Below are 24,567 nucleotides of genomic sequence, written 5' to 3'. Positions count from 1 at the left end.
TGGGATCTGCGTCTCTTCAGGCCGCCGAGCGCCGTCCCGGCACCGGATTGCCGGGCGGCTCGTGGCCGAGCGGCGTCACCAGCGTCAGGTCGGGATAGCCGCTTTCGATCAGCTTGACCGCGGCCTGCGTCACTTCATCGTCCGGCTCCAGCATGGACAGCAACACTTCGGTGGCATCGCCGGCCAGGCGGCTGATGCCTTGCGCGTCGGCCGGTCCGCATTCGACCACCACCAGATCATAGGCTGTGGTCAGCGACTGCATGATGATCGGCAGCCGGTCGGCGGCGCGCATGGCGCGGACCGGATCGGCGGTGCCGACAGGAATGACGTGACAGTCCGAATAGAGATCGGCATGGATAACGTCACTGAACTGCGCTTCCGAAGCGAGCAGGTTGGTGATGCCGGGGAAAAGGCCGCTGTCCAGCATCGGCCGCGAAGCAGCCCCCGAAGCGGTAAGGTCCAGCAAGAGGACACGCAGGCCGGCGTCGGCGACCTCGCGTGCCACTAGGACCGCCGATGCGGCAGCCTCGTCGCCCTCCGGCGAGACGAATATGGCGCGCGCCGCACCGCTGGCGATCAGCTTTTCGGCGGCCTTCTCAATGTCGATCTCGCCCAGGGTGGAACGCACCGGTTCGGCCTCGGCAGCCGTCTCCTGCGCTGTCGCCGCTTCGGTCATCGCGACCATATCAGGCGCCTCGGCCGCATGCGCATAAGGCGCGTCGGTCTCGGACATTGCAGTGGCATAGGGCATCGCGGCTGTGTAGGGCTCCGACCTCGTGTCAGCCGGACCTTCTCCCATCTCCTGGCGAAGGACCGGGTCCTGGAGGACGGCGGGCTCCTGGTGGACAGCCGGCATCGCGATCCTGTCAGGCGCCTGAGCCACATGGGGCATCGCGACCTCATCGATGCGTTCGAAGCGGGAACCGGTCGCCGGTCGCATCGCACGGCCAGAAAACAGCTCCCGCAGGAGCCTCACGATGGCCATGACCAGCAGCGATGCGACGAAGGCGGCACTGACGATGGGCAGGACCTTCGGGAAATAGGGCTCGGACGGCACCTGCGCCAGGGAAACCACCCTTGCATCGACGGGCAGATAGTTGCGATCCTTGCGCGACGCCGCGCTGAGGTAGTTCGCCTGGTACGATTCGAGCTGCTGCCGCTTGGCGGCCGCATCACGCTGCAAGGCGTCAAGCTCAACCTGCTGTTCGCCGGCGCGGGCCGATGCGGCCTTCAATGTGTTGACGTCGGCAACGAGTTGGTTCTCACGAGCCTGCGCGGTCTGCGCCTGGGTCATCAGACCCTTCATCAGCTTTTGCGCCTCGTTGCGGATCTGGCCGTCGAGATCGGCAAGCTGAGACTTCAACGCCCGGATGCGCGGATGATTGTCGAGCAAGGTGGTGGAAAGATCGGCGATGTTGGCCCTGAGCTCGACCTGCCGCTCGCGCAGGCGCTGGATCAGATCGGAAGACAAGACCTCAGGCACGGCATCGAGCGAGCCGCCGCCCTGCAACGCCTTGCGCACGCTGTCGGCGGTCGCTTCCGCCGAGGCGCGGTTGGCGCGCACACGCATCAGTTCGCTCGACAGTTCGGAAAGCTGCTGCGTGGCAAGCACCGAATTGTTGCCACCCATCAAAAGATCGGATTGCGCTCGGTAGGTGGCAACCTTGGCCTCGGCATCCCTAACCTTCTGCTGCAGGTCGGCGATCTCCGGCGCCAGAAAATCAGCGGCGGCGTTGTTCGATTCGAGCTTGGCGGCCCCTTGCCCCGCGATATAGGCGGCGGCGATGGCATCTGGTACAGCGGCCGCGAGCTTGGGATCTTCCGACGAGAACTCAATGGCAATGATGCGGGTCTTCTCGACGCTATAGACGTTGAGCTTCTCATGCATTTTCTTGAGGACGCGCTCTTCCGTCGGAATTTCCATCGGGTCGCTCTTCAGGCCGACGAGGACCAGAGCGCGGTTCAACGGCGACATGTCGAGTGCTTCGTCGAACTCGGGCAGCTTCTCCAGACCAAGCTTTTGCGCGACCTGCTTGAGGATTTCGTTGGAGGAAATGATCTGGACCTGGGTGGCGACGCCCTGTTCATCGAGAATTGGCTTGTCGGCGTCGTTGTTGCTGGCCGGCCGCGTATAAACGGATTCACGCGGCGCAATCTCTACCTGGGTCTGTGCCTTGTAGTGACGCGTGGCAAACGAGGCGAGCGCGAAAGCCGCGCCGGTCACCACCAGTGCGACGACAAGGATGCGCAGCCAGTTCCTCGCCAGACTGGCGAAGAGCTGCCTGAGATCGACGTCAACATCTGCGGCCGCGGACTGAACGGACATGCATCCCTACTCCGATACTGGGTCAGGACACACCGTAAACAACTATGGTAACTCAGCCGTTAAGATGGCCGTAAGTTTGCGTTAGGGTTTACTGGCGGACGCCAAACAAAACCGCCAAAAAATCGAAAAACTCTCGCCGGCGCGCGCCGTGTCGGCCGCTCCCTTTACCGGCCATTAACCCTAACAGGATGATAACGGACCTCGATCCCTAGAGTTGCTGCGGGGCTGCAGCGACCAGTCGAAGGTACCTATCCGGTCATGAAAAGCACTGCCTCCCTGTTTCGCGCGCTGCTTGCCGTATCGATGCTTGCCGGCTGTTCCAGCTACCGGCCGACGCCGGCAGCCTTCCACGAGGTGCTCGAACAGCCCTATCGTCTTGGCGCCGGCGACCGCGTCCGGGTCACCGTGTTCGAGCAGGACGGGCTGACCAACACCTACAGCGTCGACCAGTCCGGCTACCTCTCCTTCCCGCTTGTCGGCGCCGTACCGGCGCGCGGCCACACAGCGCAGCAGATGGAAAAGGAAATCGCCGACAAATTGCGACAAGGCTACCTGCGCGATCCCGACGTTTCGGTCGAGATCGACCGCTACAGGCCGATCTTCGTCATGGGCGAAGTTGGTGCTGCCGGGCAATACTCGTACGTCCCCGGCCTGACGGTGCAGAAGGCAATCGCCATCGCCGGCGGTTTCACGCCGCGCGCAAACCAGGAAAGCGTCGACATCACCCGCGACATCAACGGTAAGGTGATGACCGGCCGTGTGGTCACGTCCGACCCGCTGCTGCCGGGCGATACAGTCTACGTCCGCGAACGCCTGTTCTGACGACCCACGTGGTGGACAACCTCAGGATCGTCCATTGCTTTCGCTCACCCGTCGGAGGAATTTTCCGCCATGTGCGCGACCTGACCGAGGCGCAGGTCGCCGCCGGACATTCCGTCGGCATCGTCTGCGATTCGACGACCGGCGGCGAGTTCGAGGAACGTCTGTTCGAGCAGATGAAGGATATGCTGTCGCTCGGCATCCATCGTACGCCGATGCAGCGCCATGTCGGCCCGGGCGACCTTGCGTCGGCCTGGCGCACTTACAGGATCATCAAGGAATTGCGGCCGGACGTGTTGCACGGGCACGGCGCCAAGGGTGGCGCCTATACTCGTCTGTTCGGCTCATTGTTGCGGGTATCAAGGTCTCGCGTAGCCCGCCTTTATTCGCCGCATGGTGGCTCTCTCCACTATGACGAGAACACGACCACCGGAAAGCTGTTCTTCGCGCTCGAGCGCTTCATGGCACGCTTCACCGACCACCTGCTGTTTGTCTCCGACTACGAAAGGCGAACCTATCGCCGCAAGGTCGGGGAGCCGCAGATCCCCAACTCCCTGGTCTACAATGGATTGCGCGCCGCCGAATTCGAGCCCGCAATCACCGGGGCCGACGCAGCCGATCTGCTCTATATCGGCATGATGCGCGACCTGAAGGGTCCCGACATCTTCATCGACGCGCTGGCCCTCGCCGGCCCCCGGCTCGGCCGCGCGCTGACCGCGGTGATGGTCGGCTCCGGCGACGACCTGCCCCGCTACCACGCCCAGGTGAAACGGCTCGGGCTTGAGGGCTACGTCCGCTTCCTGCCGCCGATGCCGGCCAGGGAAGCCTTCGCGCTGGCGGCGCTCGTCATCGTTCCCTCGCGCGCCGAAGCCATGCCCTACATCGTCCTGGAAACGCTTGCCGCGGGAAAGCCGATGATCGCCACGTCGGTCGGCGGCATACCGGAGATCTTCGGCTCCGGCTCCCCTGCCCTGATCCGGCCCGACCCGGTCGCGCTTGCCGACAAGGTGAGCCAGGCGCTGGGCGACCTCGCCGCCTATCGCAAGCTGATGCCCGATGGCGCCAGCCTCAAGGCACGCTTCGGCGCCGATGTGATGGCCGCCGACATCGAGAAGGCCTACTTCGCCGCGATCAACAAATAGGCGTCAAGCCCCAGGCCGTTTCAAAGCCACTTGTTGTTTCAAGGCTTTCTTAGCTCTCTTTTGCTATTCACCGTAGGGAAGCTTGCGGAAAGCCCCATGAACGAGATCGACCCCGCGCGCCGCTTTTCACCAGAGGCGGTGCGTAAATTCGACGGCCCGGCCGAAGGCGACACGCCGCCCGGCGGCATGAACGATGTCGCCCGCCAGGTCGCCTCGCAGTACAGGCGCGATACCATGTCGCCGATCATGGTCAGCGGCGTGCTGCGCATGGTCGAATTCGGGTTGCTGCTGGTGTCCGGGCTCGGCATCTATTTCTACTATGTCGGGTTCTTCAACTATCTTGCCTGGCAATACCCGCTGACGATCGCCGCGTCGTCGTTCCTTGCCGTGGTGCTGCTCGACGTCACCGACTGCTACCAGATCGTGGCCCTCATGCGGCCCATCGCCAATTTCGGCCGCGTGCTGCTGGTCTGGGCCGGCACTTTCGCCCTCATGGCGCTGATGGCATTCGTCATGAAGATGTCGGAAGACTATTCGCGCCTTCTGTTCGGCACCTGGTTCGTCATCGGCTTCGTTCTCCTCTTCGGCCTCAGGCTGGTGATGTCGAAGCTGATCCGGCGCTGGGCGCGCGATGGCCGCATGGAACGGCGCGCCGTCATCGTCGGCGGTGGCAAGGCTGCTGAAATGCTGATCCGCTCGGTCGAAAAGCAGCCCTATAACGACATCCGCATCTGCGGCATCTTCGACGATCGCGGCGACAAGCGCTCACCGCCCATCGTCGCCGGCTATCCCAAGCTCGGCACCATTTCGGAGCTGATCGAGTTCGCCCGCATCGCTCGCATCGACATGCTGATCGTATCGCTGCCGCTAACCGCCGAATCGCGCGTGCTGCAGCTGTTGAAGAAGCTGTGGGTGTTGCCGGTCGACATCCGGCTGTCGGCGCATTCCAACGCGCTGCAGTTTCGCCCGCGCGCCTATTCCTACATCGGCTCGGTGCCGATGCTCGATATCTTCGACAGGCCGATCAACGACTGGGATTCGGTCGCCAAGCGCGCCTTCGACATCGTCTTCAGCCTGATCGGCATTGTCGTGTTCTCGCCGGTGATGCTGGCGACCGCCATCGCCATCAAGCTCGACAGCAAGGGGCCGGTTCTGTTTCACCAGAAGCGGCACGGCTTCAACAACGAAATCATCGAGGTCTACAAGTTCCGTTCGATGTATACGGACAAGGCCGACCCGACCGCCAAACAGACGGTGACCAAGAACGACCCGCGCGTCACCCGCGTCGGCCGCTTCATCCGCAAGACCTCGATCGACGAGCTGCCGCAGTTCTTCAACTCGCTGCTGGGTTCGCTGTCGCTGGTCGGCCCGCGCCCGCACGCCATCGCCGCGCAGTCGCACAACCTTCTCTACAACGAAGTGGTCGACGGCTATTTCGCGCGTCACAAGGTCAAGCCCGGCGTCACCGGCTGGGCGCAGATCAATGGCTGGCGCGGCGAGATGGACACCAACGAGAAGATCCGCATGCGGACGGAGTACGACCTCTATTACATCGAGAACTGGTCGCTGCTGTTCGACCTGCGGATCCTGTTCCTGACGCCGGCCCGGCTGCTGAACACGGAAAACGCCTATTGAGCGCGATTTCCCATGAGCTGCCGCAGGCCGCGGTCAACGCCAAGCTGATCGCGCTGATTTCCTCGGCGGCGGTGTTCGTCGGCATATTCCTGTCCGGCTTCGTCATCAGCGAACCGGCGCCCTATGAACTCTACATGGCCGGGCTGATCGCCATCTGGGCTCTCTTCGGCCTCAGGCTGTCGCGCGCGGCAATGCCGCTGCTGGTGCTGCTGGTGACGATGAACATCGGTGGCATGATGGCGATGACGCAGATGGCGGATCTCGCCAACACGCCGCTCTATCTCGCCGTCTCGCTGTTTCTCGCCTTCACCGCGGTGTTCTTCGCCTCGGTGACCGCGGTGCAGCCCAGCCTCTACCGGCTGATCTTCTTCGCCTATGTCGTGTCGGCGGTGATAACCTCGCTGCTTGGCATAGCGGGCTATTTCCACGCCTTTCCGGGCGCCGAGATGTTTACAAAATACGACCGTGCCGCCGGCGCCTTCCAGGACCCGAATGTGTTCGGCCCGTTCCTGGTGCTGCCCGGCATCTATCTGCTCTATCTGCTTTTGACCGGGCCGGTCACGCGCATGCCGCTGCTGGCGGTGCCGCTGTTGATCATCACCGCCGGCATCTTCTTTTCCTTCTCGCGCGGCGCCTGGGGCATGTTCGCGGTCTCGGCTGTCCTGCTCACCGGCTGCCTGTTCCTGCAGAGCGCCAGCGGCATGTTCCGGCTGCGCGTGGTGGTGATGACGGTTGCCGCGCTGTCGCTGCTGGTCGTCGCCATGATCGTCATCCTGCAGCTGCCCGGCGTGTCGGAGATGTTTTCCAACCGCGCCCATCTCGAACAGAGTTACGACACCGCCCGCCTCGGCCGCTTCGCCCGCTATGCAATCGGTTTCCAGATGGCGCTCGAACATCCGTTCGGCATCGGCCCGCTGGTCTTCGGCACGATCTTTGGCGAAGACACCCACGATATCTGGCTGAAGATGCTGATGGACTATGGCTGGCTCGGCTTCGTGTCGTTCCTGACGCTCGTCGCCTGGACGATAGCAGCCGGATTCCGCATCCTGCTGCGCGACCGGCCGTGGCAGCCCTATCTGCTATGCGCCTATGTCGCCTTCATCGGCAATATCGGGCTCGGCACCTTCATCGACATCGACCACTGGCGCCACGTCTACCTGCTGCTCGGTCTGATCTGGGGCGCCATTGCGCTTGAGTACAGGCACCAGCGGCTGTTGCGGCCGAACCCGGTAAAAGCTCAAAGCGGAAGGCGAGCTTTGGAAGGCGGTTGGTTTGCGAGCGTCAAGGATTTTGAGCGCTCGTAAGTTCCTCTATTTTCTCCAGGAGGTTTTTGACCAGCAGCTGGTAGACCTGCGTAAGTTCCCCAGGCGATAATTCGACTCTGATGTCGTACTGCCCGGAATAATTCACCTGCAGATTTACCGTCCCGAACAGCGTCGTTGCGCCATCGCGAATGTCGGTCGCCACGATCATGTTTTGCAATGACTGGTCGAGCAGAATGACGCCCGGTTCTCCGGGGTGATTGTGTCTTGTCGTCCTGATCTTCACGTCAACCTCCTTTTCGGACCTTTCAAGAAAAGCGCAGAGCCAGCCGAGATTACCGCAGTTCCCTGTTCGATGCTGTGCGCTTGGTATCTGGATGGCAGAAGGGGACTTTGACAATATCAATTGGCGGGTTTGGGCGGCTCTCTGTCGTCGTGGTTCAAAACTGAGGCGATCCGCCTAAGGTTGGACATCGCCTCATCGATCAGTCGCCAGGATGGCTGCCCTTGTGCCGCGTCTCTAGCGCTCGCCAGATCGCCTCTTACGATCTGCATTATCTCCTGGGCGGCTTCTTTCTTGTCCATACGACCGTTCCTGCGAGACAATGAAGGCAGTCTTGACTGCTATCATGTCACGACGTCAGGCGGGTCCACAACGGAACTATGTGGCTGCCGCCGGGTTGCTCCCGTGGCGGGCACAATAGAAGGGATCCGCATTTCGGGTTTCTTGGTGGTTGAGCAGACCGGATTCGGAAATCGATTGAGCGCCCACCATATCTTTTCGATGTCGGAGTCGCCTTGACCCTCTTCCCAAGGTGTCCAGCCCTTGCCCGGTCGCGCAGTCAATTCGCTATCGCGCATCAGAGAGCCGCCCGACCTACGCTGGATTAGGGAGCTTCCGTCTCAACACTTGAACAACCTTGCCGTAGATCTGCCCTTCCAGAGCGGTGAGCGAAGTGGCCGATTTAGGCGGCCGACGCTCCTACCTAGAAAACTCCGTTCCCGGATTGTCATTATCCGCTCGCAGCGACACTGCCGCGAGGAAGGAGGGCACAGACCGTTTTGATTTTGCGCGCGCCCTCTTCAAGCGTGTTTCCGTGTACTCTACGAATAAGACGCTCTTGCTAAACATCAAGTTGAAATCCTCGCCCTTAAAACCGCGACTTAGGGTGGCGTAGACTCCGGATAAAGCGGACGGCGGCACGTTCACCTTTTCCATGGGGATCTTTGATTTCCAACTCATCGAGCAGCCAAGCGAGATGGCCTTGTAAATACTTGTTTTCCCCTTTTTCCAAGTTACAAGTTGGCAATCCTATTTCTGAGATCCTCTTCATCCGCAGGCGTCGACCATAAACCGCGGCCACATCGACCGCGGTAGATGCAGATGATTCTGCGCGACGCCTATTCCCTCCAGCGCGTCCCAGCGTGCCGCTTCTTCCTATCGGGTGGGCCGAACTCACGCTCTGCCCAGATAGGCCGCTCCGGGGGCACGAAGCCGCGGTGGAATTCCACCCTGTAATCGAGAACATCATTGCCAATGCGACGCCAAGTTTCCTCTGCCAAATCGCGCGGCACCTCGCGGCGGTTCTCAACAATTCCAGCCTCTGCGAGATCCTCAAAGAAGTCGTAGCCGCTCAGGCGTCCATGCGACGTTGCTCGTCCTGCTTGTTCATGGCCAGCCTGGCGCGTAGGGCAGCACGCTCTTCTTTCGTATTGCAGTGAAACAGCTCCCCGCTGCTTTCGCGGCACAGCAAGCGTGGTCTGCTGATGAATGATGAGTTGGTCATGGGTGGTCATCCAATCTGGAGAAACCGGCCAGGCCGGTAGTGCCGACCGCGATGGGCGGCCAGTAGAAAATCATGGTGCAGCGCAACAAAGATATTGCGTTGCACGCAAACTTCCGTAAGCTGTCTCTAATATGCAGCAGCATAGGCCGGGGGGCGGTAGCCACGGCTCTTCAGTTACTAGGGAGAGCCGTGGTGGCTACCTGGGCCGAGAGATATTTACCGGTGGGGGATTTCAAAAGTCGCAGTCCGTACATCCGGACATCTGCTGTTATCTCAGCGTCGAATTTGGCGACGCACGGAAAACGCCCGTCGCCAGGATCGCTGGTGGGCTCTATAGGAAGGACCCGCATTTCGGGTTTCTTGGTGGTTGAGCAGACCGGATTCGGAAATCGATTGAGCGCCTTTCGTTCCGAAAACGGGAAAAGGCGCCAGAAGGCGCCTCGATAAGAACCAGGGATTTCAAGGAAAAATGGTCGGAGTGGCCGGATTCGAACCGACGACCCCTTGACCCCCAGTCAAGTGCGCTACCGGGCTGCGCTACACTCCGGACCGGTCGCGATGTATCGTGATAACCCCGCCCGGGTCAACCGAAATTCGGCGACTTTCGCGCCGATGCGATCGCGGGTGCCGGCGAGCCCCCAGGCTAGCCTTGGCAGACATCGACCCATTCGGGCCTGGTGAGATCGACCATGCGCCGTAGGCTGAGCCGCAGCGCGGCGTTGGCGGCGGCGGGCACGACATCGTCGAATTCGCGCAGCGATACATCGCAGTAGACCGGCAGCGGCGCCGGCAGGCCGAACGGGCAGACACCGCCGACCGGGTGGCTGGTTGCTTCGACAACCTCCGCAGCGTCGAGCATGCGCGGTCACCTTGCCGCTCTCGATATCCTCAATCTCGTCGGCAGCCAGACCGCATATCAAGGAACGATTTTCCACATTGTAGCCGTGGGTTTCCCGCATTGCTCTGAGGGTGCTGCAATCTGGCCCACCCCTCTCCGAGAGAGTTGCCCGCCATATTAATCATGACTAATATGATAGTCGGAAGGGCCGAAGGTGGAGAGGTTCTTGGCAAGCCAGTTGGCCGCGATGCTGGTGGCGTCGGCAGGAGAATGCTGGTCCGAGGAGGGCCTACCTTACAAGCCGATCTCCGAAGAAACTTTGAGAGTTGTCAGCACCCAGATGTATTCCGACATTCTGAGGCGAGCTTGCTTGCAAGGTCGACGCTATCCGAGAAGCCAAATTGAGAGCGGCTTCAAAAGGCACTTCCAGGAAATGAGACTGATATTGGTGGAGGATGGGTACACCATCGTGCCCAATGTGACCGAGAACAACTCATCCTGGTCTCTATCGGAGATGGAATTTGATGCCAAACGGCGCCTTGGTCTCCCATCCCAATTCGGCTGTTTTGGTGCATACTGGCTCAACGAAAATCGGGGCTGGTGACATGCTCCTCGCGCCGGGATTTGCCGGCGCGTCGGGGCCGAACCGATCGCGAAGCTTCACCAAAGTCGCGTCGGGGACATCATTCGGGAGCATCCGTATCCAATTTCCCCGCCGCTGATACAATGAGATCATGACGCTGCGGAAGCGGGCCCAAATGCTTGATCGGATTGCCCAGGAGGCAATCGCCCTTCTCGGTACGGGACGACAGGTCCCGACCTTTTCCAGCCGCTTTCCCCAATTCGGCCTTACAGATGGATACGACGTCGCCGCGAGCGTTCGCGCGGTACGGGGCGCCAGAGGCGAGAAGGTCGTCGGCCGCAAAATCGGCTTCACCAACCGCTCCGTCTGGAGCGGCTATGGCATTTCGGGGCCAATCTGGAACTACATGTTCGACAGCACAGTCGGCGATCTGCCGGAGAACGGCGGAATGTACTCGTTGGCGGGCCTGGCCGAGCCACGCATTGAACCGGAAATCATCTTGCATCTGGGGAGGGTTCCAGATGTCTCCATGAGCGAGGATGAACTTGTCGGCTGTGTCGACTGGATTGCGCTTGGCTTCGAGATCGTTCATTCGATCTTTCCAGGGTGGGTTTTCACAGCCGCCGACGCCGTGGCCGCCTATGGCGTACATGCCAAGCTGTTGATTGGTGATCGGCAGTTGATAACGGAAAATCCGGCGATCTGGGCCGATCAGCTGTCAAGTTTTACGATCACGATCGAGCGCGGTGACGGCTTGATGCGGAGCGGCGGCGGCGCCAGCGTGCTGGGAAGCCCCTTCAAGGCATTTCGCTTTCTTCTGGTGGAAATCGCAGCCAATTCCTCGAGCGACCCGTTGCAAGCCGGCGAAATCATCACGACCGGCACGCTCACCGAGGCGATGCCGGCGATGGCAGGCGAAACCTGGACTACAGACGTCCGCGGGATAGCCTTGAAGCCGGTGCAACTCCAATTCCGATAACCAGACGCAGCGCGGTGCAAAGCATCGCTCGATCGCTATTGGCAGACATCGACCCATTCGGCGCCAATGAGATCGACCATGCGCTGCGGGCCGAGCCGCACGGCGGCGTTGGTGGCGCCGGCGGCGGGCACGACCTCGTCGAATTCGCGCAGTGACATGTCGCAGTAGACCGGCAGCGGCGCCGGCAGGCCGAAGGGACAGACACCGCCGACCGGGTGGCTGGTTGCTTCGATAACCTCCGCGGCGTCGAGCATGCGCGGCTTGCCGCCGAACTGGTCCTTGCACTTGCGGTTATCCAGCCTGGCGATGCCGCTGGTCACCACCAGCATGGTGCGATCGCCGACGCGCAGGCAGATCGTCTTGGCGATCTGCGCCGGCAGCACGCCATGCGCCTCCGCCGCCAGTGCCACCGTTGCCGAGCTCGCTTCCGTCTCGATGACTTCGATGTCGGGCGCGTGAGCGGCGAAGAAGGCACGAACGGATTCCAGGCTCATATTGAAAACCCATAGTTCAGGACTGATGGACAGCGGATCAGATCGCCGCGCGTATAAACACGTGCGGCATACAAATCGGCAAGCCCCGGCTGCCGCAGGGCGGCTGCCGCACCCCAAAAACAAACCCGCCAAGGCTATTCCTTGGCGGGTTGTCGGGCATGCCTGATGTTGAACTATGCCAGGGATCGACCTTGCGCGGCCGGCGTGTGCACAGCCGAAGCGATCAAAGCGTCCTGGGGAAGTCGAAGCGCGGACACAATACGACGCAGCTTCGACGGATCGGTCACCTTACCGCTCTCGATATCCTCAATCTCGTCGGCAGCCAGACCGCATGTCAGGGAAAGCTTTTCCACACTGTAGCCGCGGGTCTCCCGCATCGCTCTGAGGGTGCTGTAATCCGGCCCGATCTCATTGGCTACCGATTCGGAGAGGGCTTCGCTTTTTGCAGTGTTGGGCATTGGCAACTCCGTAAGCTGAAAGAGTTTGATGAAATGACGAAGTTGCCTGAGACGATCGGGAACATGCCCGCTCGCCAGTGATTTGCCAAGTGCCAATCTGACCGTCACGCTATCGTGAAGCAGGCGGCTTGCGCGGCCGGGCCGCGCGCACATCTCGATCAAGTTGTTTTGACCGTGCAACCGCGCTTTGTCCGGCAGTTTCGCCGCGCCAGTTCGTTATTTCCTGAGTCGCTGGCCTGAAAACCATCCGGTTCCAGCCAGCCGTTCCCGGAAGGATCTCTGCAATGAACTTGAAGACACTCATCGTCGTGCTCGGCACGATTTCCAGCCTTTCCGCTGCCGGTGTCGGCGGTGCTCAAGCGGCGGACACGCTGCGCGTGCGCGGCACTGTGGCCAGCTTCGAGCCATCGCTGCTCACCGTGAAAACCCGCCAAGGCGATACCTCCGCCATCAAGCTCAATGCCGGCTGGAAGATATCGGGCGTCGCCAACGCATCCGTGAAGGACATCAAGCAAGGCGATTTCCTTGGCATAGCCTCCGTATCGAAAGCCGATGGCGGCAGCGGCGCGCTGGAGGTGGTGATCTTTCCGGCCGCTTTGAAAGGCACCGGCGAGGGCGACCGCCCCTGGGACCTGCAGCCAAACAGCCGCATGACCAACGGCACCGTGGCCGACGTCACCGACATAAACGGCCGAGCCGTCACGCTGACCTATGACAATGGGCAGACGAAGAAGATATCGATACCTGACACCACACCTGTCGTGACCTTTGCGCCGGCCACGCCGACCGACCTCAAGCCAGGTGCGACGGTCGTCGTCACCGCTGAGCGTGAGGCTGACGGCACGCTGAGCTCCGGCCGCGTCGTCGTCGGAAACAACGGCGTGGCCCCGCCAATGTAGGCAAAAAAGGCGTCAAACCATGGCCTTTCGGCCCTGGCGATGATGATGGTGGACGCCCGGTTTGCGTAGAAACAGTCGAGAAACAAGATTCTACCATCGGGAAATATCGAGGAAAAAATTCAGGAGCGTAATCCCATTCGCGGCGATCGGGTCATCGACTCGATTGACATGCCAAAAAAGGAAAACGACCCATGAAGACGTCCCTCCTCTCGGCCCTCGGGCTTGCGGTTGCACTTGCTTTCACGGTGCCGGTGATCGGCGCGACGAGTGCGGATGCAGCCCCGATGGCAAAGCATCATGACCACCATCATCATCCCTACCATCCTGTCCATCACCGCCATCATTACCATCATCACTACCATCATCATCACCACGACATGAAGAAGGCCTAGGCAACCCAGACTGCCAACGAGAAGACCGGCCTTGGTTTCTTGTTCAAGGCTGTTCTTCTCGTGGCAGTGCGATACGATTCAGCGCCGGCTGAACAGCAGGCTGGCAACGAGACCGACCACCACAAGGCCGACCGCGGCGGCTGCCGCCGGATGGTCGCGGGCCGATTTCTCGATGACCCTGCCCTGCTTGCGGATGGCCGGCATCGCATCCCGCAGACGTCCTGCGAGATCGGCATAGGTGTCGAGCGCCGCATCGCGACCGTCTTCGTAATAGGCGCCGCCGCGCCTGGACACCGCCTTCCTCAGGCTAGCCAATTCCCTGGTGAGAGCCGCGACCTGCCTGTCGAGGTCGATGTCCGAGAGGGTCGAATATGATGCCATGACGTGTTTCCTTCAATTGCAGAAGGAAACGTAACGCCTCACGCCAAGGCGGGTTCCGGTTTTCGACCGGCCCCACGTGCTCTGTTGGCGGTCAGCGCACCTGATCGAGCAGTCGCTTGCATTCCAGGAGGTCGAACAGCGCTTCCTGCAGCAACGCGCGATTGTCGCGCGAGAGTTTCGAAGCGTCCGGCTGAACCGGACCGTCCTCGTCGCTCTTGCCCAGGCCGAAAAAGCGGCGGCTGGGTTTGACGCGCGGCTGGCCAACCAGTTCATCATCCATGCCGCGCGGCTGTGCCGCGGGCGTCAACGGCACTTGATCGGCCTGCCGGCGCTGCGAGATCGCCTCGACGGCGGCCATGTCACCATTGCCGATGGCGACCAGGAAATGATTGCCGTTCTCGCGCAGCAGCTTCTGCACGCCCTTAATGGTGTAGCCTTGGTCGTAGAGCATATGGCGGATGCCCTTGATCAGTTCGACATCCTGCGGCCGGTAGTAACGGCGGCCGCCACCGCGCTTCATCGGCTTGATCTGGTTGAAACGCGTTTCCCAGAAGCGCAGCACATGCTGCGGCAGGTCGAGATCTTCGGCGACCTCGCTGATGGTACGAAAGGCGTCGGGGCTCTTGTCCATGGGCGAATCCTCACGCTGGACGATGATCCGGCCTACCTGCCGAATCGAACCTTATTTCAGCGGTTTGTGAAACAATATTCAAGCCCGGCGTCATGGCGCGGCGCCGTTTTCAACCGCTGAGCCGAGCGAGGCTACTTACTGCCCTTGGCCTTGCCGCTTTGATGGGACCGCAAGATGCGGCTCTTCAGTACGTTCGACGACTTGAAGGTCATCACCCGGCGCGGCAGGATCGGCACCTCTTCGCCAGTCTTGGGATTGCGGCCGATGCGCTCGTTCTTGGACCGGACGTGGAATGTCGCGAAGGACGACAGCTTCACCGTCTCGCCACGGACGATCGCTTCGCATATCTCGTCCAGCACCGCTTCGACAAGTTCGGCCGATTCAGTGCGCGATAAGCCGACCTTCCGGTAAACAGCCTCGGCAAGGTCGGCGCGCGTAAGTGTCTTTCCCCCCATGCGACCGTCCCATCAGCTCAAAACATTAAATTCGGCACAACAACGGCAGAGCCTAAGTAATTGATCCGGCAAGGTCAAGGACCGAAACCGGACCGTTCGGCACTTACCAGCGAACCAGAACAGCACCCCAGGTGAAGCCGCCCCCCATGGCCTCCAGAAGCACGAGAGCGCCCTTCTTGATGCGGCCGTCGGCGACGGCCACCGACAGCGCCAGCGGCACGGAAGCAGCCGAGGTGTTACCGTGCAAATCGACCGTCACCACCACCTTTTGCTCGGCTATCCCGAGCTTCTTGGCGGAAGCGTCAATAATTCGTTTATTGGCCTGATGCGGCACGAACCAGTCGAGATCATCGGCCGATATGCCGGCCTGCGAGAACGTCGCCTCGATGACGTCGGTGATCATCCCGACCGCATGCTTGAAGACTTCGCGGCCCTCCATCCTGAGATGGCCGACCGTGCCCGTGGTCGATGGCCCGCCATCGACAAAGAGCTTCTCCTTGTGGGTGCCGTCGGAGCGCAGGCTGGCCGCCAGAACGCCACGATCGGCGATCCCGCCAGTCCCCTCGCCGGCCTCCAGGATCACGGCACCGGCGCCGTCACCGAACAGCACGCAGGTCGAGCGGTCGCTCCAATCGAGGATGCGCGAGAACGTTTCCGAGCCGATCACCAGGACGCGCCTGGCCAGGCCGCCACGGATGTAGAGATCAGCGGTGGTCACCGCATAGACGAAGCCGGAGCAGACCGCCTGCATGTCGAAAGCAAAACCGTGATGCATGCCGAGCCGGTTCTGGATCTCGACGGCGGTGGCCGGAAAAGTGTTGTTGGGCGTCGAGGTCGCCAGCACGATCACGTCGATGTCGGCGGGCGTCAGCCCGGCGTCGGCAAGTGCGGCACGCGCGGCCGCTTCACCCAGCGAAGCTGTCGTCTCGTCATCACCGGCGATATGGCGCTGGCGGATGCCTGTGCGCTGGGCGATCCATTCGTCGGAGGTTTCCACCATGCCTTCGAAATCGGCATTCTTCATAATTCGGCGGGGCAGCGCGGCGCCCGTGCCGCGCACGACTGATCTGATCAAAGTTCTTTCCTATTCCTTTGCGTCGATAACGACGTCGGATTTCCTAGATGTCTGAGTATGCGGATTGCGCGCATGAAACAGGTCCAGATCCGCCTCGATGCGGTCGAGCAGATTGTTGCGAACCATATCGTAGGCCAATTCGATCGCCGCGGCGAAACCATCCGAATCGGCTCCGCCGTGGCTCTTCACAACGATCCCGTTCAGCCCCAGGAAAACGCCACCATTCGAGCGTCCGACATCCATCTTTTCACGCAAGCGGTTGAAGGCGCCCTTGGCGAAGACGTAGCCTATCCTGGCCATCAGGGTGCGGCTCATCGCGGCGCGCAGATAGCCCGCTATCTGGCGCGCCGTTCCTTCGGCCGTCTTCAGGGCGATATTGCCGGCGAAGCCCTCCGTCACCACAACGTCGACCGTGCCCTTGCCGATATCGTCGCCTTCGACAAAGCCATGATAATTCATCGAGGCCATGTTGGCCTCGCGCAGCATGCGCCCCGCTTCCTTGACCTCTTCCTGGCCCTTTATCTCCTCGACCCCGACATTGAGCAGGCCAACCGTCGGTCGCGTGATGCCGAAGACAGAGCGCGCCATACCGGTGCCGAGAATGGCGAAATCAATAAGCTGATGGGCGTCGGCACCAATGGTGGCGCCGACGTCGAGCACCACGCTTTCGCCACGTGTCGTCGGCCAGAGCGCTGCAATCGCCGGCCGTTCGATGGTGGCCATGGTGCGCAGGCAGAATTTCGACATCGCCATCAGCGCACCGGTATTGCCGGCGGAGACGCAGGCGTCCGCCGACGCTGCCTTGACCGCTTCGACAGCCTTCCACATCGACGACTTCCAGCGGCCGTGGCGCAGCGCCTGGCTAGGCTTGTCGTCCATCCTGACCGCGATCTCGCAGTGGAAGAATTCACTGATCTCGGCCAGCTTCGGGAATTTGGCCAGTTCAGGGCGCACCACCTCTTCACGTCCGAAGATGACGAAGCGGATGTCGGGACGGCGGGTCGCGACCGTCATGAGCGCCGGAATGACCACGGCTGGTCCGTGATCGCCGCCCATGGCATCGATGGAAATCCTGATCACGCGGTATTCATCTCACGGTTAGGCGGCAGGTCGCTTTAGTGGTCGCGAAGGTTCGGCGAAAATAGCGGTTTTGGGCTGCCGCACAACCGACTTTTCCGTCGCGGGCGTGGTTTTCAGGATTTTCCCAGCAAGGATCGCAGTTTTTGCTGAAATTCATTCTCCGCCGGTTCGCTCTCGCCGCCGGCATCCAGAGACGCGCCCTGCTTACGCGGATATGGGTCGATCGCCAGTCCGAAGAACTGCTCGGCGAGCGCCCCGACATCGATCGTGTCGCCGGAAAATGTTTCGGGAGCGTCCGGTCCGTCCGCGTCGAGCAGGATCTCGCCGCCGTCATCGAAACCCTGCCGTCCGAGCTTGGAGTCCTCTGGCAGCAACAGCGCTTCGACCGGCTCGTCTATATGCGCTTCGACAGGATCGAGTGTGACGATGCAGGCCTGGGTGATGTCGGCTTCGACGCGACCGCTGACCTTCACGCCATTGCGCTTCCATGACGTCACCAGAAGCTCGGCGCGATAGGCTTCGACCGAAAGCAGCCCGTGCTCCTCGGCCAGTGCCGCGCGCTGCGCGGCGTCAGCCTCGATCACCACTGGCAACCCCTTCTGCGGCAGACGAGCGATGTTTGCGCGGAACGATACCGGGCTTTGCGGGTCAATGTGTTTCATCGATCAACCTCCGTTGGCGACGGGAAACGCCACCGTGCCGGAGACTATCGATTCGGATGGCTGGGTGGCCAGCTGATCGCGGGCGTCGGTGACATAATTGGCCAGCAGCGACGCTTCCGGCCAGGCGCCGGTGTCGGGCCGGACATTGCGGGCAAGGGCCGCGGTGAGCCCGTCATAGTCGTTTCTTTCCAGGGCATCGTCATAAGCGGCGGTTCGGCCATAGAACATTTTTGCCAGCTTTTTCATGCGTTTGGGCACGCCGACATCGCCAATACCCAATTCCCGCAGCGAATGATCGACATCGAGGAAGAACTCGTCGATCAGCACCTGCGCAACCTCTTGCGCCACGCCGTCCTCGCCGCGCAACCGGTGCTGGAACAGGAACATGTGCAGCGACACCATCTCGAAGCGGCCAAGCGGCGTATCGGGCACATTCCAATGGGAATAAAACACAGTCTGCCGCGCCGCCGCCACGATTTGTGCGTAAAGCGCCTCGGTGATAGCGCGGTTGGCATGGCGTTCGCGGCCAAAAAAGCGCTGGAACATTGGGGATGGTCTCCCGGGGACCGTTTGTTGAAGTGGCCTTGTTGCATCGGCCTGCAAGCTGGTTTACCGGTTTTGCGGCCCAGCGCAAGTTGCGGCCAGCTAATGGAGTTGTTGTTGCGCGCGCTGAATTTCAAGTCGACTTTCTCGTCCCGGCCCGCCGGTGCGATCTCGCTACTGGTGATTGTTTCGGCGCTGTCCGCCTGCCACACCTCCAAGATGATCGGTGACCTCAGCCCGAGCGAAACCCTCACCCAGGGTTATGTGATCGACCAGCAGGCGATCGACCTGGTTCCGGTCGGATCGAGCCGCGAGCAGGTGCTTCTGGCGCTCGGCACGCCATCGACGACGGCGACCTTCGACAACGAGGCCTTCTATTACATTTCGCAGACGCGCAAGCGCTACGTCGCCTTCGACAAGCCGCACCTCATTGACCAGCATGTGCTGGCGGTCTATTTCGGCCCCGACAGTCGCGTCACTCAGATCGCCAATTACGGCTTGAAGGACGGCAAGGTGTTCGACTTCGTCTCGCGCACCACGCCGACCGGCGGCAAGGACCAGAACTTCCTCAGCCAGATCATCAACGGCGCCAGCAAGCTGGCCCCCGGCATCCCCGGCGGCGGCACTCCCTGATCTCAGACCTGCCTTCCCCTCGAGGAGAGCAGCACCATCTCAGGCGACCAAAAACCCGCGGGAGCGATCCTGCGGGTTTTTGTTATGGGAGATCAGTGGGCAAGGCTCGCAGCGAGACCTCGCCAAAGGGACGAACTGAAGGGCGGCCGGTCCATCGGCGCAACAAGAAACCCGCGGGGATTGCTCCCCGCGGGTTTTGTCTTGGGGCCAATGGCTCAGCCGTGCGCGAGCACGGCCAGCAGCAGCAACGCGACGATGTTGGTGATCTTGATCGCCGGGTTGACGGCCGGACCTGCGGTGTCCTTGTAGGGATCACCGACCGTGTCGCCGGTCACCGAAGCCTTGTGCGCTTCGGAACCCTTGAGATGCTTGACGCCGTCCTTGTCGACAAAGCCGTCTTCGAACGACTTCTTGGCGTTGTCCCAGGCGCCGCCGCCAGACGTCATCGATATGGCGACGAAGAGGCCGTTGACGATCACGCCGAGCAGCGAGGCGCCGAGGGCGGCAAAGGCGGACGCCTTCGAGCCCGAGATCAGCAGCACGCCGAAATAGACGACGAGCGGCGCCAGCACCGGCAGCAGCGACGGGATGATCATCTCGCGGATCGCAGCCTTGGTCAGCAGATCGACAGCGCGAGCGTAGTTCGGCTTCGACGTACCGGCCATGATGCCCGGATCCTCGCGGAACTGCTTGCGCACCTCCTCGACGATGGCGCCGGCCGCACGGCCGACGGCCGTCATGGCGATGCCGCCGAACAGATACGGGATCAGGCCGCCGAAGATCAGGCCGGCAACGACGTAGGGGTTGGACAGATCGAAGGAGATCTCGCCCATGCCCTGGAAGTATGGATATTTGTCGCCATTGGCGGCAAAGAACTTCAGGTCGTTCGAATAGGCGGCAAACAGCACCAGCGCGCCGAGACCCGCCGAACCGATGGCGTAGCCCTTGGTCACCGCCTTGGTGGTGTTGCCGACCGCGTCGAGAGCGTCGGTGGAGTGGCGCACTTCCTTGGGCAGACCGGCCATTTCAGCAATGCCGCCGGCATTGTCGGTGACCGGGCCGAAGGCGTCGAGCGCAACGATCATGCCGGCGAGGCCGAGCATCGTCGTGACCGCGATCGCCGTGCCGTAAAGGCCGGCGAGCTGATAGGTCGAGATGATGCCGGCGACGATGACGATCGCCGGCAGCGCCGTCGATTCCAGCGAGACTGCAAGGCCCTGGATGACGTTGGTGCCGTGACCGGTCACCGACGCCTGGGCGATGGAGTTGACCGGGCGCTTGTTGGTGCCGGTGTAGTATTCCGTGATCACCACGATCAGACCGGTCACCACGAGGCCGACTAGGCCGCAGATGAACAGGTTCTTGCCGGTGATGGCCATGCCGGCAACCACGCCGATCTCGCCCCAGCCCAGGGTAACCGAGGTGGCGACGCCGAGGCCGACGATGGACAACAGGCCGGTGACGATCAGGCCCTTGTAGAGCGCGCCCATGATCGAGCCGTTGGAACCGAGCTTGACGAAGAAAGTGCCGACGATCGAGGTCAGGATGCAGGCGCCGCAGATGGCGAGCGGATAGAGCATCGCCGCCCCCAGGACGGCGGTGCCGCCGAAGAAGATGGCGCCGAGGACCATGGTGGCGACGACGGTCACCGCGTAGGTTTCGAAAAGGTCGGCGGCCATGCCGGCGCAGTCGCCGACATTGTCGCCGACATTGTCGGCGATGGTGGCCGGGTTGCGCGGATCGTCTTCGGGAATACCGGCTTCGACCTTGCCGACCAGATCGCCGCCGACGTCGGCGCCCTTGGTGAAGATACCGCCGCCGAGACGGGCGAAGATCGAGATCAGCGAGGCGCCGAAGCCCAGCGAAACCAGCGAGTCGATGACGATGCGGTCATTGGGCTGAAGGCCCATGAAGTGGGTGAGTATGAGGTAGTAGATCGACACGCCGAGCAGGGCCAGGCCAGCGACCAGCATGCCGGTGATGGCGCCCGACTTGAAAGCGATGTCGAGACCGGCGGCGAGGCTGTTGGAGGCCGCCTGCGCGGTACGCACATTGGCTCGCACCGAAACGTGCATGCCGATGAAGCCGGCGGCGCCCGACAGGACGGCGCCGATCAGGAAGCCAACCGCGGCGGTGATGGAAAGCAGCCACCAGGCGAGTATGAGCACGACGACGCCGACGAGGGCGATCGTGGTGTACTGGCGCGCCAGATAGGCCTGCGCGCCCTCGCGGATGGCCGCGGAGATTTCCTGCATGCGTGCATTGCCCTGATCGGCCGCGAGGACCGAACGTGTCGCCCAGATGGCGTAGAGGACAGAAAGCAGACCGCAGGCGATGACGGCGGAAATAATTGTCATTGCCGGATTTTCCTCGATTGATGGCCCAAAAGAACCCCTCCCTGGGCCGTTGAGACAAAGACCGGACCCGTGCACGGAATCCGCCTCTTCGCAGCGGTGTATGCGAAACAGGGCTGCGAACGTCAAGATATTGTTCGGTTTTTGCCCGGCTTTCGCCCAAAAGGCATAGGGCCACGAGACCGCAGCCATCGGCATTGTCCTATTAGATCGATTGAAATCGATCTCGACGCGGCACTTGGCTACTCGACTTCGCGGCCCATGCGGCGCGCCGTGTAGCGTTCGACCGCCGAAAGACCGTCATAGATCAGCACGGCAAGGGCTGCCACGATCAGCCCGCCCTGCAGGATGAAGGCAAGGTTGTTGGACAACAGGCCGGCGATGATAACCTCGCCCAGCGTCTTGGCGGCAACGGTCGAGCCGATGGTGGCGGTGGCAAGGCCGATCACCACCGACAGCCTGATGCCGCCAAGGATGATCGGGGCGCTGAGCGGCAGTTCGACCTTGGTGAGCCGTTGCCACCCGGTCATGCCGGCGCCGCGCGCCGCCTCCGTGACATTGGCCGGCAATGTCGTCAGGCCGGTCAGCGCATTCTCGAAGATCGGCAGCAGGCCATAGAGAAACAGCGCGATCAGCGTCGGTTTTTCGCCGAAGCCGACCGCCGGGACAGCGAGCGCCAGCACCGCCACCGGCGGAAAGGTCTGGCCGATGTTGACCAGGCTGCGCGACAGCGGCAGGAACTCGGCGCCGGCCGGCCTCGTGACCAGGATGGCCAGTGCGACCGCGACCACGGTCGCAGCCACCGTGGCGATCAGAACGATGCGTAAATGCAGCAACGTCAGCGTCAGCAGGCTGCCCTGATTGTAGATCACCGGCGCATTGTTCTCAGTCAGCGGCTTCAGCAGCGGCTCGAACCAGCCGGGATTGGTGACGAAGGCAACCAGCAGCACCACCAAAGCCAGCCTGAGCAGCGAGGGAAGCCAGGCCTTCATGCCGGCCTCGCGGCGCGCTTGACCAGCCCGTCGACGGTGACGCGGCCAAGCGGCTTGCCGTCGGCGCCTTTGACCGGCAGCGCCGGCCGGCCCGACCACAACAGTTCGGCAAGCGCATCGCGCTGGCTGGCATCGCCTGAGATCGCCTCGCCTTCGGCGGAGCCGTCCTCCACGGCGTCGCGTACGCGGCCGAGCGACAAGAGCCGGAACGGCCTTTCGCTTGCGCCGACTAGGGTCCCGACGAACGCACTGGCCGGATTTGCCAGGATCTCCGCGGGTTTAGCGTATTGCACAAGCTTGCCGGCATCCATAACGGCGATCTTGTCGCCCATGTGCACGGCCTCTTCCATGTCGTGGGTGACGAGAATGATGGTGGTGCCGAAGCGCTTCTGGATCGCCAGCAGATCTTCCTGCGCCTTGTTGCGGATGATCGGATCGAGCGCGCCGAACGGTTCGTCCATCAACAGCACGTTGGGCTCGGCGGCGAGCGCGCGGGCAACGCCGACGCGCTGCTGCTGGCCGCCGGACAGTTCGTGCGGGTAGCGCGGCCCGAACGCGTCGGGGTCGAGCTGGTAGAGCGTCATCAACTCGTCGACGCGGGCCTTGATGCGGGCCTTGTCCCAGCCGAGCAGCACCGGCACTGTGGCGATATTCTGCGCCACGGTGCGATGCGGAAACAGGCCGTGGCCCTGAATGGCGTAGCCGATGCTGCGGCGCAGTTCGTAACCGGGCAGCGAGCGATTGTCCGCGCCATCGAGCTTGATGACGCCAGCCGTCGGCTCGACCAGCCGGTTGATCATGCGCAGCAGCGTCGTCTTGCCGGAACCCGAGGTGCCGACAATGACGCAAACCGTGCGCGGCTCGATGACCATCGAGACGTCATCGACGACCGTTGTCGAATCGTAGCGCTTGGTAATGCCTTCGATCTCGATCATGCCGTTTCAACCCTGCGCTTGGTGGCGGTCATTTCGATCACTGCGTCGAGGACGATGGCGGCGGCGAAGGCGAGCGCGACCGTCGGCACGGCGCCGAGCAGCACCAGATCCATCGCCGTCTGGCCAACCCCCTGGAAAACGAACACGCCGAAACCACCGCCACCGATGAGCGCGGCGATGGTGGCGAGGCCGATGTTCTGCACCAGAACGATGCGGATGCCGGTGAGGATCACCGGAAATGCCAGCGGAAACTCGACGCCGAAAAGGCGCTGCCGGTCGGTCATGCCCATGCCGCGCGCCGCGTCGTTGGCGGCACGCGGCACGCCGGCGAGACCGACCACGGTGTTGGCCACAACCGGCAGCAGCGAATAGAGGAACAGGGCGACGAAAGCCGGTGCCGTGCCGATGCCGCGAATGCCGAGCGCGGCGGCTCCCGGCACATGCGTGGCGACCCAGCCGAGCGGCGCGATCAGAAGGCCAAACAGCGCGATCGAGGGAATGGTCTGGATGATGTTGAGCACGTTGAGCACGCCGGCGTGCAGCCTTTCGACGCGATGGCAGAGGATGCCGAGCGGCAGGCCGACGATCACAGCCGCAGCCAGCGAGCCGAGCGCCAGCGTCACATGTTTGGAGCCTTCGGCCCAAAAACTGTCGGCGCGGTTGGCGTATTCCTTGAGGATCGACAGATTATCCCAGCTTCCCGAAATCAACAGCAGGCCGATCGCCAAAGCCGCCACAACAAGCACGCCGACCCGTGCCAATGGCGACAGGTTCAGCCGTGTCAGCACATCGGCCAGCAGAAGCGTGAAGGCGAAGATCAGTATCCAGAAACCGGAGGCAGGCGACACTCTCGCAAGGGTGTTGCCGGCCGGCGTCAGAAATGTTCCGGCGGCGCCAATCAGCAGCGCCAGCGCTGCAAGCACCACCACGCTGGCGACGAGGCGCAGGACAAGCGGTGTCCTGAACAGCGCGACAAGTGCGGCGGCAACAATGATGGCGAGCAGCAGCGTCCCGGTCGCCGTCGGCAGCGCCTCGAGAATCGAGCGCGCCTGGCCGGGAACGATGCGGTTGGCGCGGAACGTGGCAAAGGGCGCAGCGAAAGCCGCGTAAGCTACTATCGCGGCGATGACCACGCCAAGCTTGTCGAACCGGATCTGCACGCCCTCCCCCGTCAGTCGATCCGGCGCGCAACGGATGCGGCGCGCCGGAATC

At 62.2% G+C, this 24,567-nt stretch carries 26 protein-coding genes, 1 tRNA gene and 1 pseudogene; 9 read left to right on the top strand and 19 right to left on the bottom strand.

Going from position 1 to position 24,567, the window contains the following annotated elements; all coding sequences use genetic code 11:
- Positions 1–16 precede the first annotated feature (16 nt).
- A complete protein-coding gene (locus CGZ66_RS02425) occupies positions 17–2,326 on the bottom strand; it encodes a GumC family protein (RefSeq protein WP_095081217.1) in 2,310 nt (769 codons plus the stop codon).
- A gap of 258 nt (positions 2,327–2,584) precedes the next feature.
- On the opposite strand from CGZ66_RS02425, the gene CGZ66_RS02420 reads away from it, so the two are divergent.
- From CGZ66_RS02420 to CGZ66_RS02405, 4 genes are all read left to right on the top strand, one after another.
- The gene (locus tag CGZ66_RS02420; RefSeq protein ID WP_095081215.1) at positions 2,585–3,148 is read left to right on the top strand and encodes a polysaccharide biosynthesis/export family protein; all 564 of its coding nucleotides are present in this window, start codon (positions 2,585–2,587) and stop codon (positions 3,146–3,148) included.
- 8 nt (positions 3,149–3,156) lie between these two features.
- A complete protein-coding gene (locus CGZ66_RS02415) occupies positions 3,157–4,287 on the top strand; it encodes a glycosyltransferase family 4 protein (protein WP_095081212.1) in 1,131 nt (376 codons plus the stop codon).
- A 96-nt stretch (positions 4,288–4,383) separates the two neighbouring features.
- Complete coding sequence (locus tag CGZ66_RS02410) at positions 4,384–5,922, top strand: undecaprenyl-phosphate glucose phosphotransferase (protein WP_095081209.1); 1,539 nt, start codon at positions 4,384–4,386, stop codon at positions 5,920–5,922.
- On the top strand, positions 5,919–7,226 hold the full coding sequence (locus tag CGZ66_RS02405) for an O-antigen ligase family protein (RefSeq protein ID WP_167391959.1): 1,308 nt from the start codon (positions 5,919–5,921) through the stop codon (positions 7,224–7,226). The genes CGZ66_RS02410 and CGZ66_RS02405 overlap by 4 nt, the downstream gene beginning before the upstream one ends.
- On the opposite strand, the gene CGZ66_RS02400 is transcribed toward CGZ66_RS02405, so the two are convergent.
- From CGZ66_RS02400 to CGZ66_RS02375, 5 genes and pseudogenes are all read right to left on the bottom strand, one after another.
- Positions 7,204–7,470, bottom strand: coding sequence for a hypothetical protein (locus tag CGZ66_RS02400; RefSeq protein ID WP_095081206.1), 267 nt, complete (start codon positions 7,468–7,470; stop codon positions 7,204–7,206). The genes CGZ66_RS02405 and CGZ66_RS02400 overlap by 23 nt on opposite strands.
- A gap of 116 nt (positions 7,471–7,586) precedes the next feature.
- The gene (locus CGZ66_RS02395; RefSeq protein WP_095081203.1) at positions 7,587–7,769 is read right to left on the bottom strand and encodes a hypothetical protein; all 183 of its coding nucleotides are present in this window, start codon (positions 7,767–7,769) and stop codon (positions 7,587–7,589) included.
- 1,049 nt (positions 7,770–8,818) lie between these two features.
- Entirely contained in the window at positions 8,819–8,971 is a 153-nt protein-coding gene (locus CGZ66_RS39730; protein ID WP_167391958.1) for a hypothetical protein, read from the bottom strand.
- A 470-nt stretch (positions 8,972–9,441) separates the two neighbouring features.
- Positions 9,442–9,518 (bottom strand) — tRNA-Pro (locus CGZ66_RS02380).
- Positions 9,519–9,614: 96 nt separating this feature from the next.
- Positions 9,615–9,836, bottom strand: a pseudogene (locus tag CGZ66_RS02375) (YbaK/EbsC family protein); the annotation flags it as partial.
- Positions 9,837–10,035: 199 nt separating this feature from the next.
- Here CGZ66_RS02375 and CGZ66_RS02370 point away from each other — a divergent pair.
- Both CGZ66_RS02370 and CGZ66_RS02365 read left to right on the top strand, forming a co-directional pair.
- Positions 10,036–10,413, top strand: coding sequence for a hypothetical protein (locus CGZ66_RS02370; protein WP_143748646.1), 378 nt, complete (start codon positions 10,036–10,038; stop codon positions 10,411–10,413).
- Between the two features lie 130 nt (positions 10,414–10,543).
- The gene (locus CGZ66_RS02365; RefSeq protein ID WP_095081192.1) at positions 10,544–11,371 is read left to right on the top strand and encodes a 2-keto-4-pentenoate hydratase; all 828 of its coding nucleotides are present in this window, start codon (positions 10,544–10,546) and stop codon (positions 11,369–11,371) included.
- A gap of 35 nt (positions 11,372–11,406) precedes the next feature.
- Here CGZ66_RS02365 and CGZ66_RS02360 read toward each other — a convergent pair whose 3' ends face one another.
- Positions 11,407–11,865 (bottom strand): YbaK/EbsC family protein, encoded by a 459-nt coding sequence (locus tag CGZ66_RS02360; RefSeq protein WP_095081188.1) that lies wholly within the window; start codon positions 11,863–11,865, stop codon positions 11,407–11,409.
- A 173-nt stretch (positions 11,866–12,038) separates the two neighbouring features.
- Positions 12,039–12,503, bottom strand: coding sequence for a helix-turn-helix domain-containing protein (locus tag CGZ66_RS41625; protein WP_245330974.1), 465 nt, complete (start codon positions 12,501–12,503; stop codon positions 12,039–12,041).
- 104 nt (positions 12,504–12,607) lie between these two features.
- On the opposite strand from CGZ66_RS41625, the gene CGZ66_RS02350 reads away from it, so the two are divergent.
- A complete protein-coding gene (locus CGZ66_RS02350) occupies positions 12,608–13,222 on the top strand; it encodes a hypothetical protein (protein WP_143748645.1) in 615 nt (204 codons plus the stop codon).
- Between the two features lie 191 nt (positions 13,223–13,413).
- The gene (locus CGZ66_RS39725; RefSeq protein ID WP_095081184.1) at positions 13,414–13,614 is read left to right on the top strand and encodes a hypothetical protein; all 201 of its coding nucleotides are present in this window, start codon (positions 13,414–13,416) and stop codon (positions 13,612–13,614) included.
- 78 nt (positions 13,615–13,692) lie between these two features.
- On the opposite strand, the gene CGZ66_RS02340 is transcribed toward CGZ66_RS39725, so the two are convergent.
- The 7 genes from CGZ66_RS02340 to CGZ66_RS02310 form a co-directional block, all read right to left on the bottom strand.
- Entirely contained in the window at positions 13,693–13,995 is a 303-nt protein-coding gene (locus CGZ66_RS02340; protein WP_095081182.1) for a hypothetical protein, read from the bottom strand.
- Between the two features lie 91 nt (positions 13,996–14,086).
- On the bottom strand, positions 14,087–14,626 hold the full coding sequence (locus CGZ66_RS02335) for a MerR family transcriptional regulator (protein WP_023810244.1): 540 nt from the start codon (positions 14,624–14,626) through the stop codon (positions 14,087–14,089).
- A gap of 131 nt (positions 14,627–14,757) precedes the next feature.
- Positions 14,758–15,081, bottom strand: a complete 324-nt coding sequence (locus tag CGZ66_RS02330; protein ID WP_095081181.1) for an integration host factor subunit alpha — start codon at positions 15,079–15,081, stop codon at positions 14,758–14,760.
- 103 nt (positions 15,082–15,184) lie between these two features.
- Positions 15,185–16,156 (bottom strand): beta-ketoacyl-ACP synthase III, encoded by a 972-nt coding sequence (locus CGZ66_RS02325; RefSeq protein WP_095081179.1) that lies wholly within the window; start codon positions 16,154–16,156, stop codon positions 15,185–15,187.
- A gap of 9 nt (positions 16,157–16,165) precedes the next feature.
- Positions 16,166–17,236, bottom strand: a complete 1,071-nt coding sequence (gene plsX, locus CGZ66_RS02320) for a phosphate acyltransferase PlsX (RefSeq protein ID WP_095081177.1) — start codon at positions 17,234–17,236, stop codon at positions 16,166–16,168.
- Between the two features lie 113 nt (positions 17,237–17,349).
- Positions 17,350–17,898: a YceD family protein gene (locus CGZ66_RS02315; protein ID WP_095081175.1), complete on the bottom strand. Its 549-nt coding sequence runs from the start codon at positions 17,896–17,898 to the stop codon at positions 17,350–17,352.
- A 3-nt stretch (positions 17,899–17,901) separates the two neighbouring features.
- The gene (locus CGZ66_RS02310; RefSeq protein WP_095081170.1) at positions 17,902–18,444 is read right to left on the bottom strand and encodes a ubiquinol-cytochrome C chaperone family protein; all 543 of its coding nucleotides are present in this window, start codon (positions 18,442–18,444) and stop codon (positions 17,902–17,904) included.
- A 114-nt stretch (positions 18,445–18,558) separates the two neighbouring features.
- On the opposite strand from CGZ66_RS02310, the gene CGZ66_RS02305 reads away from it, so the two are divergent.
- On the top strand, positions 18,559–19,074 hold the full coding sequence (locus CGZ66_RS02305; RefSeq protein ID WP_095081315.1) for an outer membrane protein assembly factor BamE: 516 nt from the start codon (positions 18,559–18,561) through the stop codon (positions 19,072–19,074).
- A gap of 215 nt (positions 19,075–19,289) precedes the next feature.
- On the opposite strand, the gene CGZ66_RS02300 is transcribed toward CGZ66_RS02305, so the two are convergent.
- From CGZ66_RS02300 to CGZ66_RS02285, 4 genes are all read right to left on the bottom strand, one after another.
- Positions 19,290–21,431, bottom strand: coding sequence for a sodium-translocating pyrophosphatase (locus CGZ66_RS02300; RefSeq protein ID WP_095081313.1), 2,142 nt, complete (start codon positions 21,429–21,431; stop codon positions 19,290–19,292).
- Between the two features lie 239 nt (positions 21,432–21,670).
- Positions 21,671–22,420, bottom strand: coding sequence for an ABC transporter permease (locus CGZ66_RS02295; protein WP_095081166.1), 750 nt, complete (start codon positions 22,418–22,420; stop codon positions 21,671–21,673).
- Positions 22,417–23,355 carry an ABC transporter ATP-binding protein gene (locus CGZ66_RS02290; protein WP_095081164.1) on the bottom strand — a complete coding sequence of 313 codons (939 nt, stop codon included), beginning with the start codon at positions 23,353–23,355 and terminating at the stop codon, positions 22,417–22,419. Before CGZ66_RS02290 ends, CGZ66_RS02295 begins: the two co-directional genes overlap by 4 nt.
- Positions 23,352–24,515 carry an ABC transporter permease gene (locus CGZ66_RS02285; RefSeq protein WP_095081162.1) on the bottom strand — a complete coding sequence of 388 codons (1,164 nt, stop codon included), beginning with the start codon at positions 24,513–24,515 and terminating at the stop codon, positions 23,352–23,354. Before CGZ66_RS02285 ends, CGZ66_RS02290 begins: the two co-directional genes overlap by 4 nt.
- Positions 24,516–24,567 lie beyond the last annotated feature (52 nt).

The sequence above is a fragment of the Mesorhizobium sophorae genome (assembly GCF_002270415.1).
Taxonomy (GTDB): domain Bacteria; phylum Pseudomonadota; class Alphaproteobacteria; order Rhizobiales; family Rhizobiaceae; genus Mesorhizobium; species Mesorhizobium sophorae.
Note: the sequence above shows the minus strand (reverse complement) of the source record. Positions and strands in the feature narration are given on the sequence as shown.

What these genes read in the sequence shown, in the direction of transcription:
- CGZ66_RS02335 (WP_023810244.1), bottom strand. Translation starts at nt 14,626, where the DNA reads ATGGACAAGAGCCCCGACGCCTTTCGTACCATCAGCGAGGTCGCCGAA.
- CGZ66_RS02300 (WP_095081313.1), bottom strand. Translation starts at nt 21,431, where the DNA reads ATGACAATTATTTCCGCCGTCATCGCCTGCGGTCTGCTTTCTGTCCTC.
- CGZ66_RS02410 (WP_095081209.1), top strand. Translation starts at nt 4,384, where the DNA reads ATGAACGAGATCGACCCCGCGCGCCGCTTTTCACCAGAGGCGGTGCGT.
- CGZ66_RS02360 (WP_095081188.1), bottom strand. Translation starts at nt 11,865, where the DNA reads ATGAGCCTGGAATCCGTTCGTGCCTTCTTCGCCGCTCACGCGCCCGAC.
- CGZ66_RS02395 (WP_095081203.1), bottom strand. Translation starts at nt 7,769, where the DNA reads ATGGACAAGAAAGAAGCCGCCCAGGAGATAATGCAGATCGTAAGAGGC.
- CGZ66_RS02340 (WP_095081182.1), bottom strand. Translation starts at nt 13,995, where the DNA reads ATGGCATCATATTCGACCCTCTCGGACATCGACCTCGACAGGCAGGTC.
- CGZ66_RS02310 (WP_095081170.1), bottom strand. Translation starts at nt 18,444, where the DNA reads ATGTTCCAGCGCTTTTTTGGCCGCGAACGCCATGCCAACCGCGCTATC.
- CGZ66_RS02365 (WP_095081192.1), top strand. Translation starts at nt 10,544, where the DNA reads ATGACGCTGCGGAAGCGGGCCCAAATGCTTGATCGGATTGCCCAGGAG.
- CGZ66_RS02350 (WP_143748645.1), top strand. Translation starts at nt 12,608, where the DNA reads ATGAACTTGAAGACACTCATCGTCGTGCTCGGCACGATTTCCAGCCTT.
- CGZ66_RS39730 (WP_167391958.1), bottom strand. Translation starts at nt 8,971, where the DNA reads ATGACCAACTCATCATTCATCAGCAGACCACGCTTGCTGTGCCGCGAA.
- CGZ66_RS39725 (WP_095081184.1), top strand. Translation starts at nt 13,414, where the DNA reads ATGAAGACGTCCCTCCTCTCGGCCCTCGGGCTTGCGGTTGCACTTGCT.
- CGZ66_RS02290 (WP_095081164.1), bottom strand. Translation starts at nt 23,355, where the DNA reads ATGATCGAGATCGAAGGCATTACCAAGCGCTACGATTCGACAACGGTC.
- CGZ66_RS02330 (WP_095081181.1), bottom strand. Translation starts at nt 15,081, where the DNA reads ATGGGGGGAAAGACACTTACGCGCGCCGACCTTGCCGAGGCTGTTTAC.
- CGZ66_RS02315 (WP_095081175.1), bottom strand. Translation starts at nt 17,898, where the DNA reads ATGAAACACATTGACCCGCAAAGCCCGGTATCGTTCCGCGCAAACATC.
- CGZ66_RS02425 (WP_095081217.1), bottom strand. Translation starts at nt 2,326, where the DNA reads ATGTCCGTTCAGTCCGCGGCCGCAGATGTTGACGTCGATCTCAGGCAG.
- CGZ66_RS02295 (WP_095081166.1), bottom strand. Translation starts at nt 22,420, where the DNA reads ATGAAGGCCTGGCTTCCCTCGCTGCTCAGGCTGGCTTTGGTGGTGCTG.
- CGZ66_RS02420 (WP_095081215.1), top strand. Translation starts at nt 2,585, where the DNA reads ATGAAAAGCACTGCCTCCCTGTTTCGCGCGCTGCTTGCCGTATCGATG.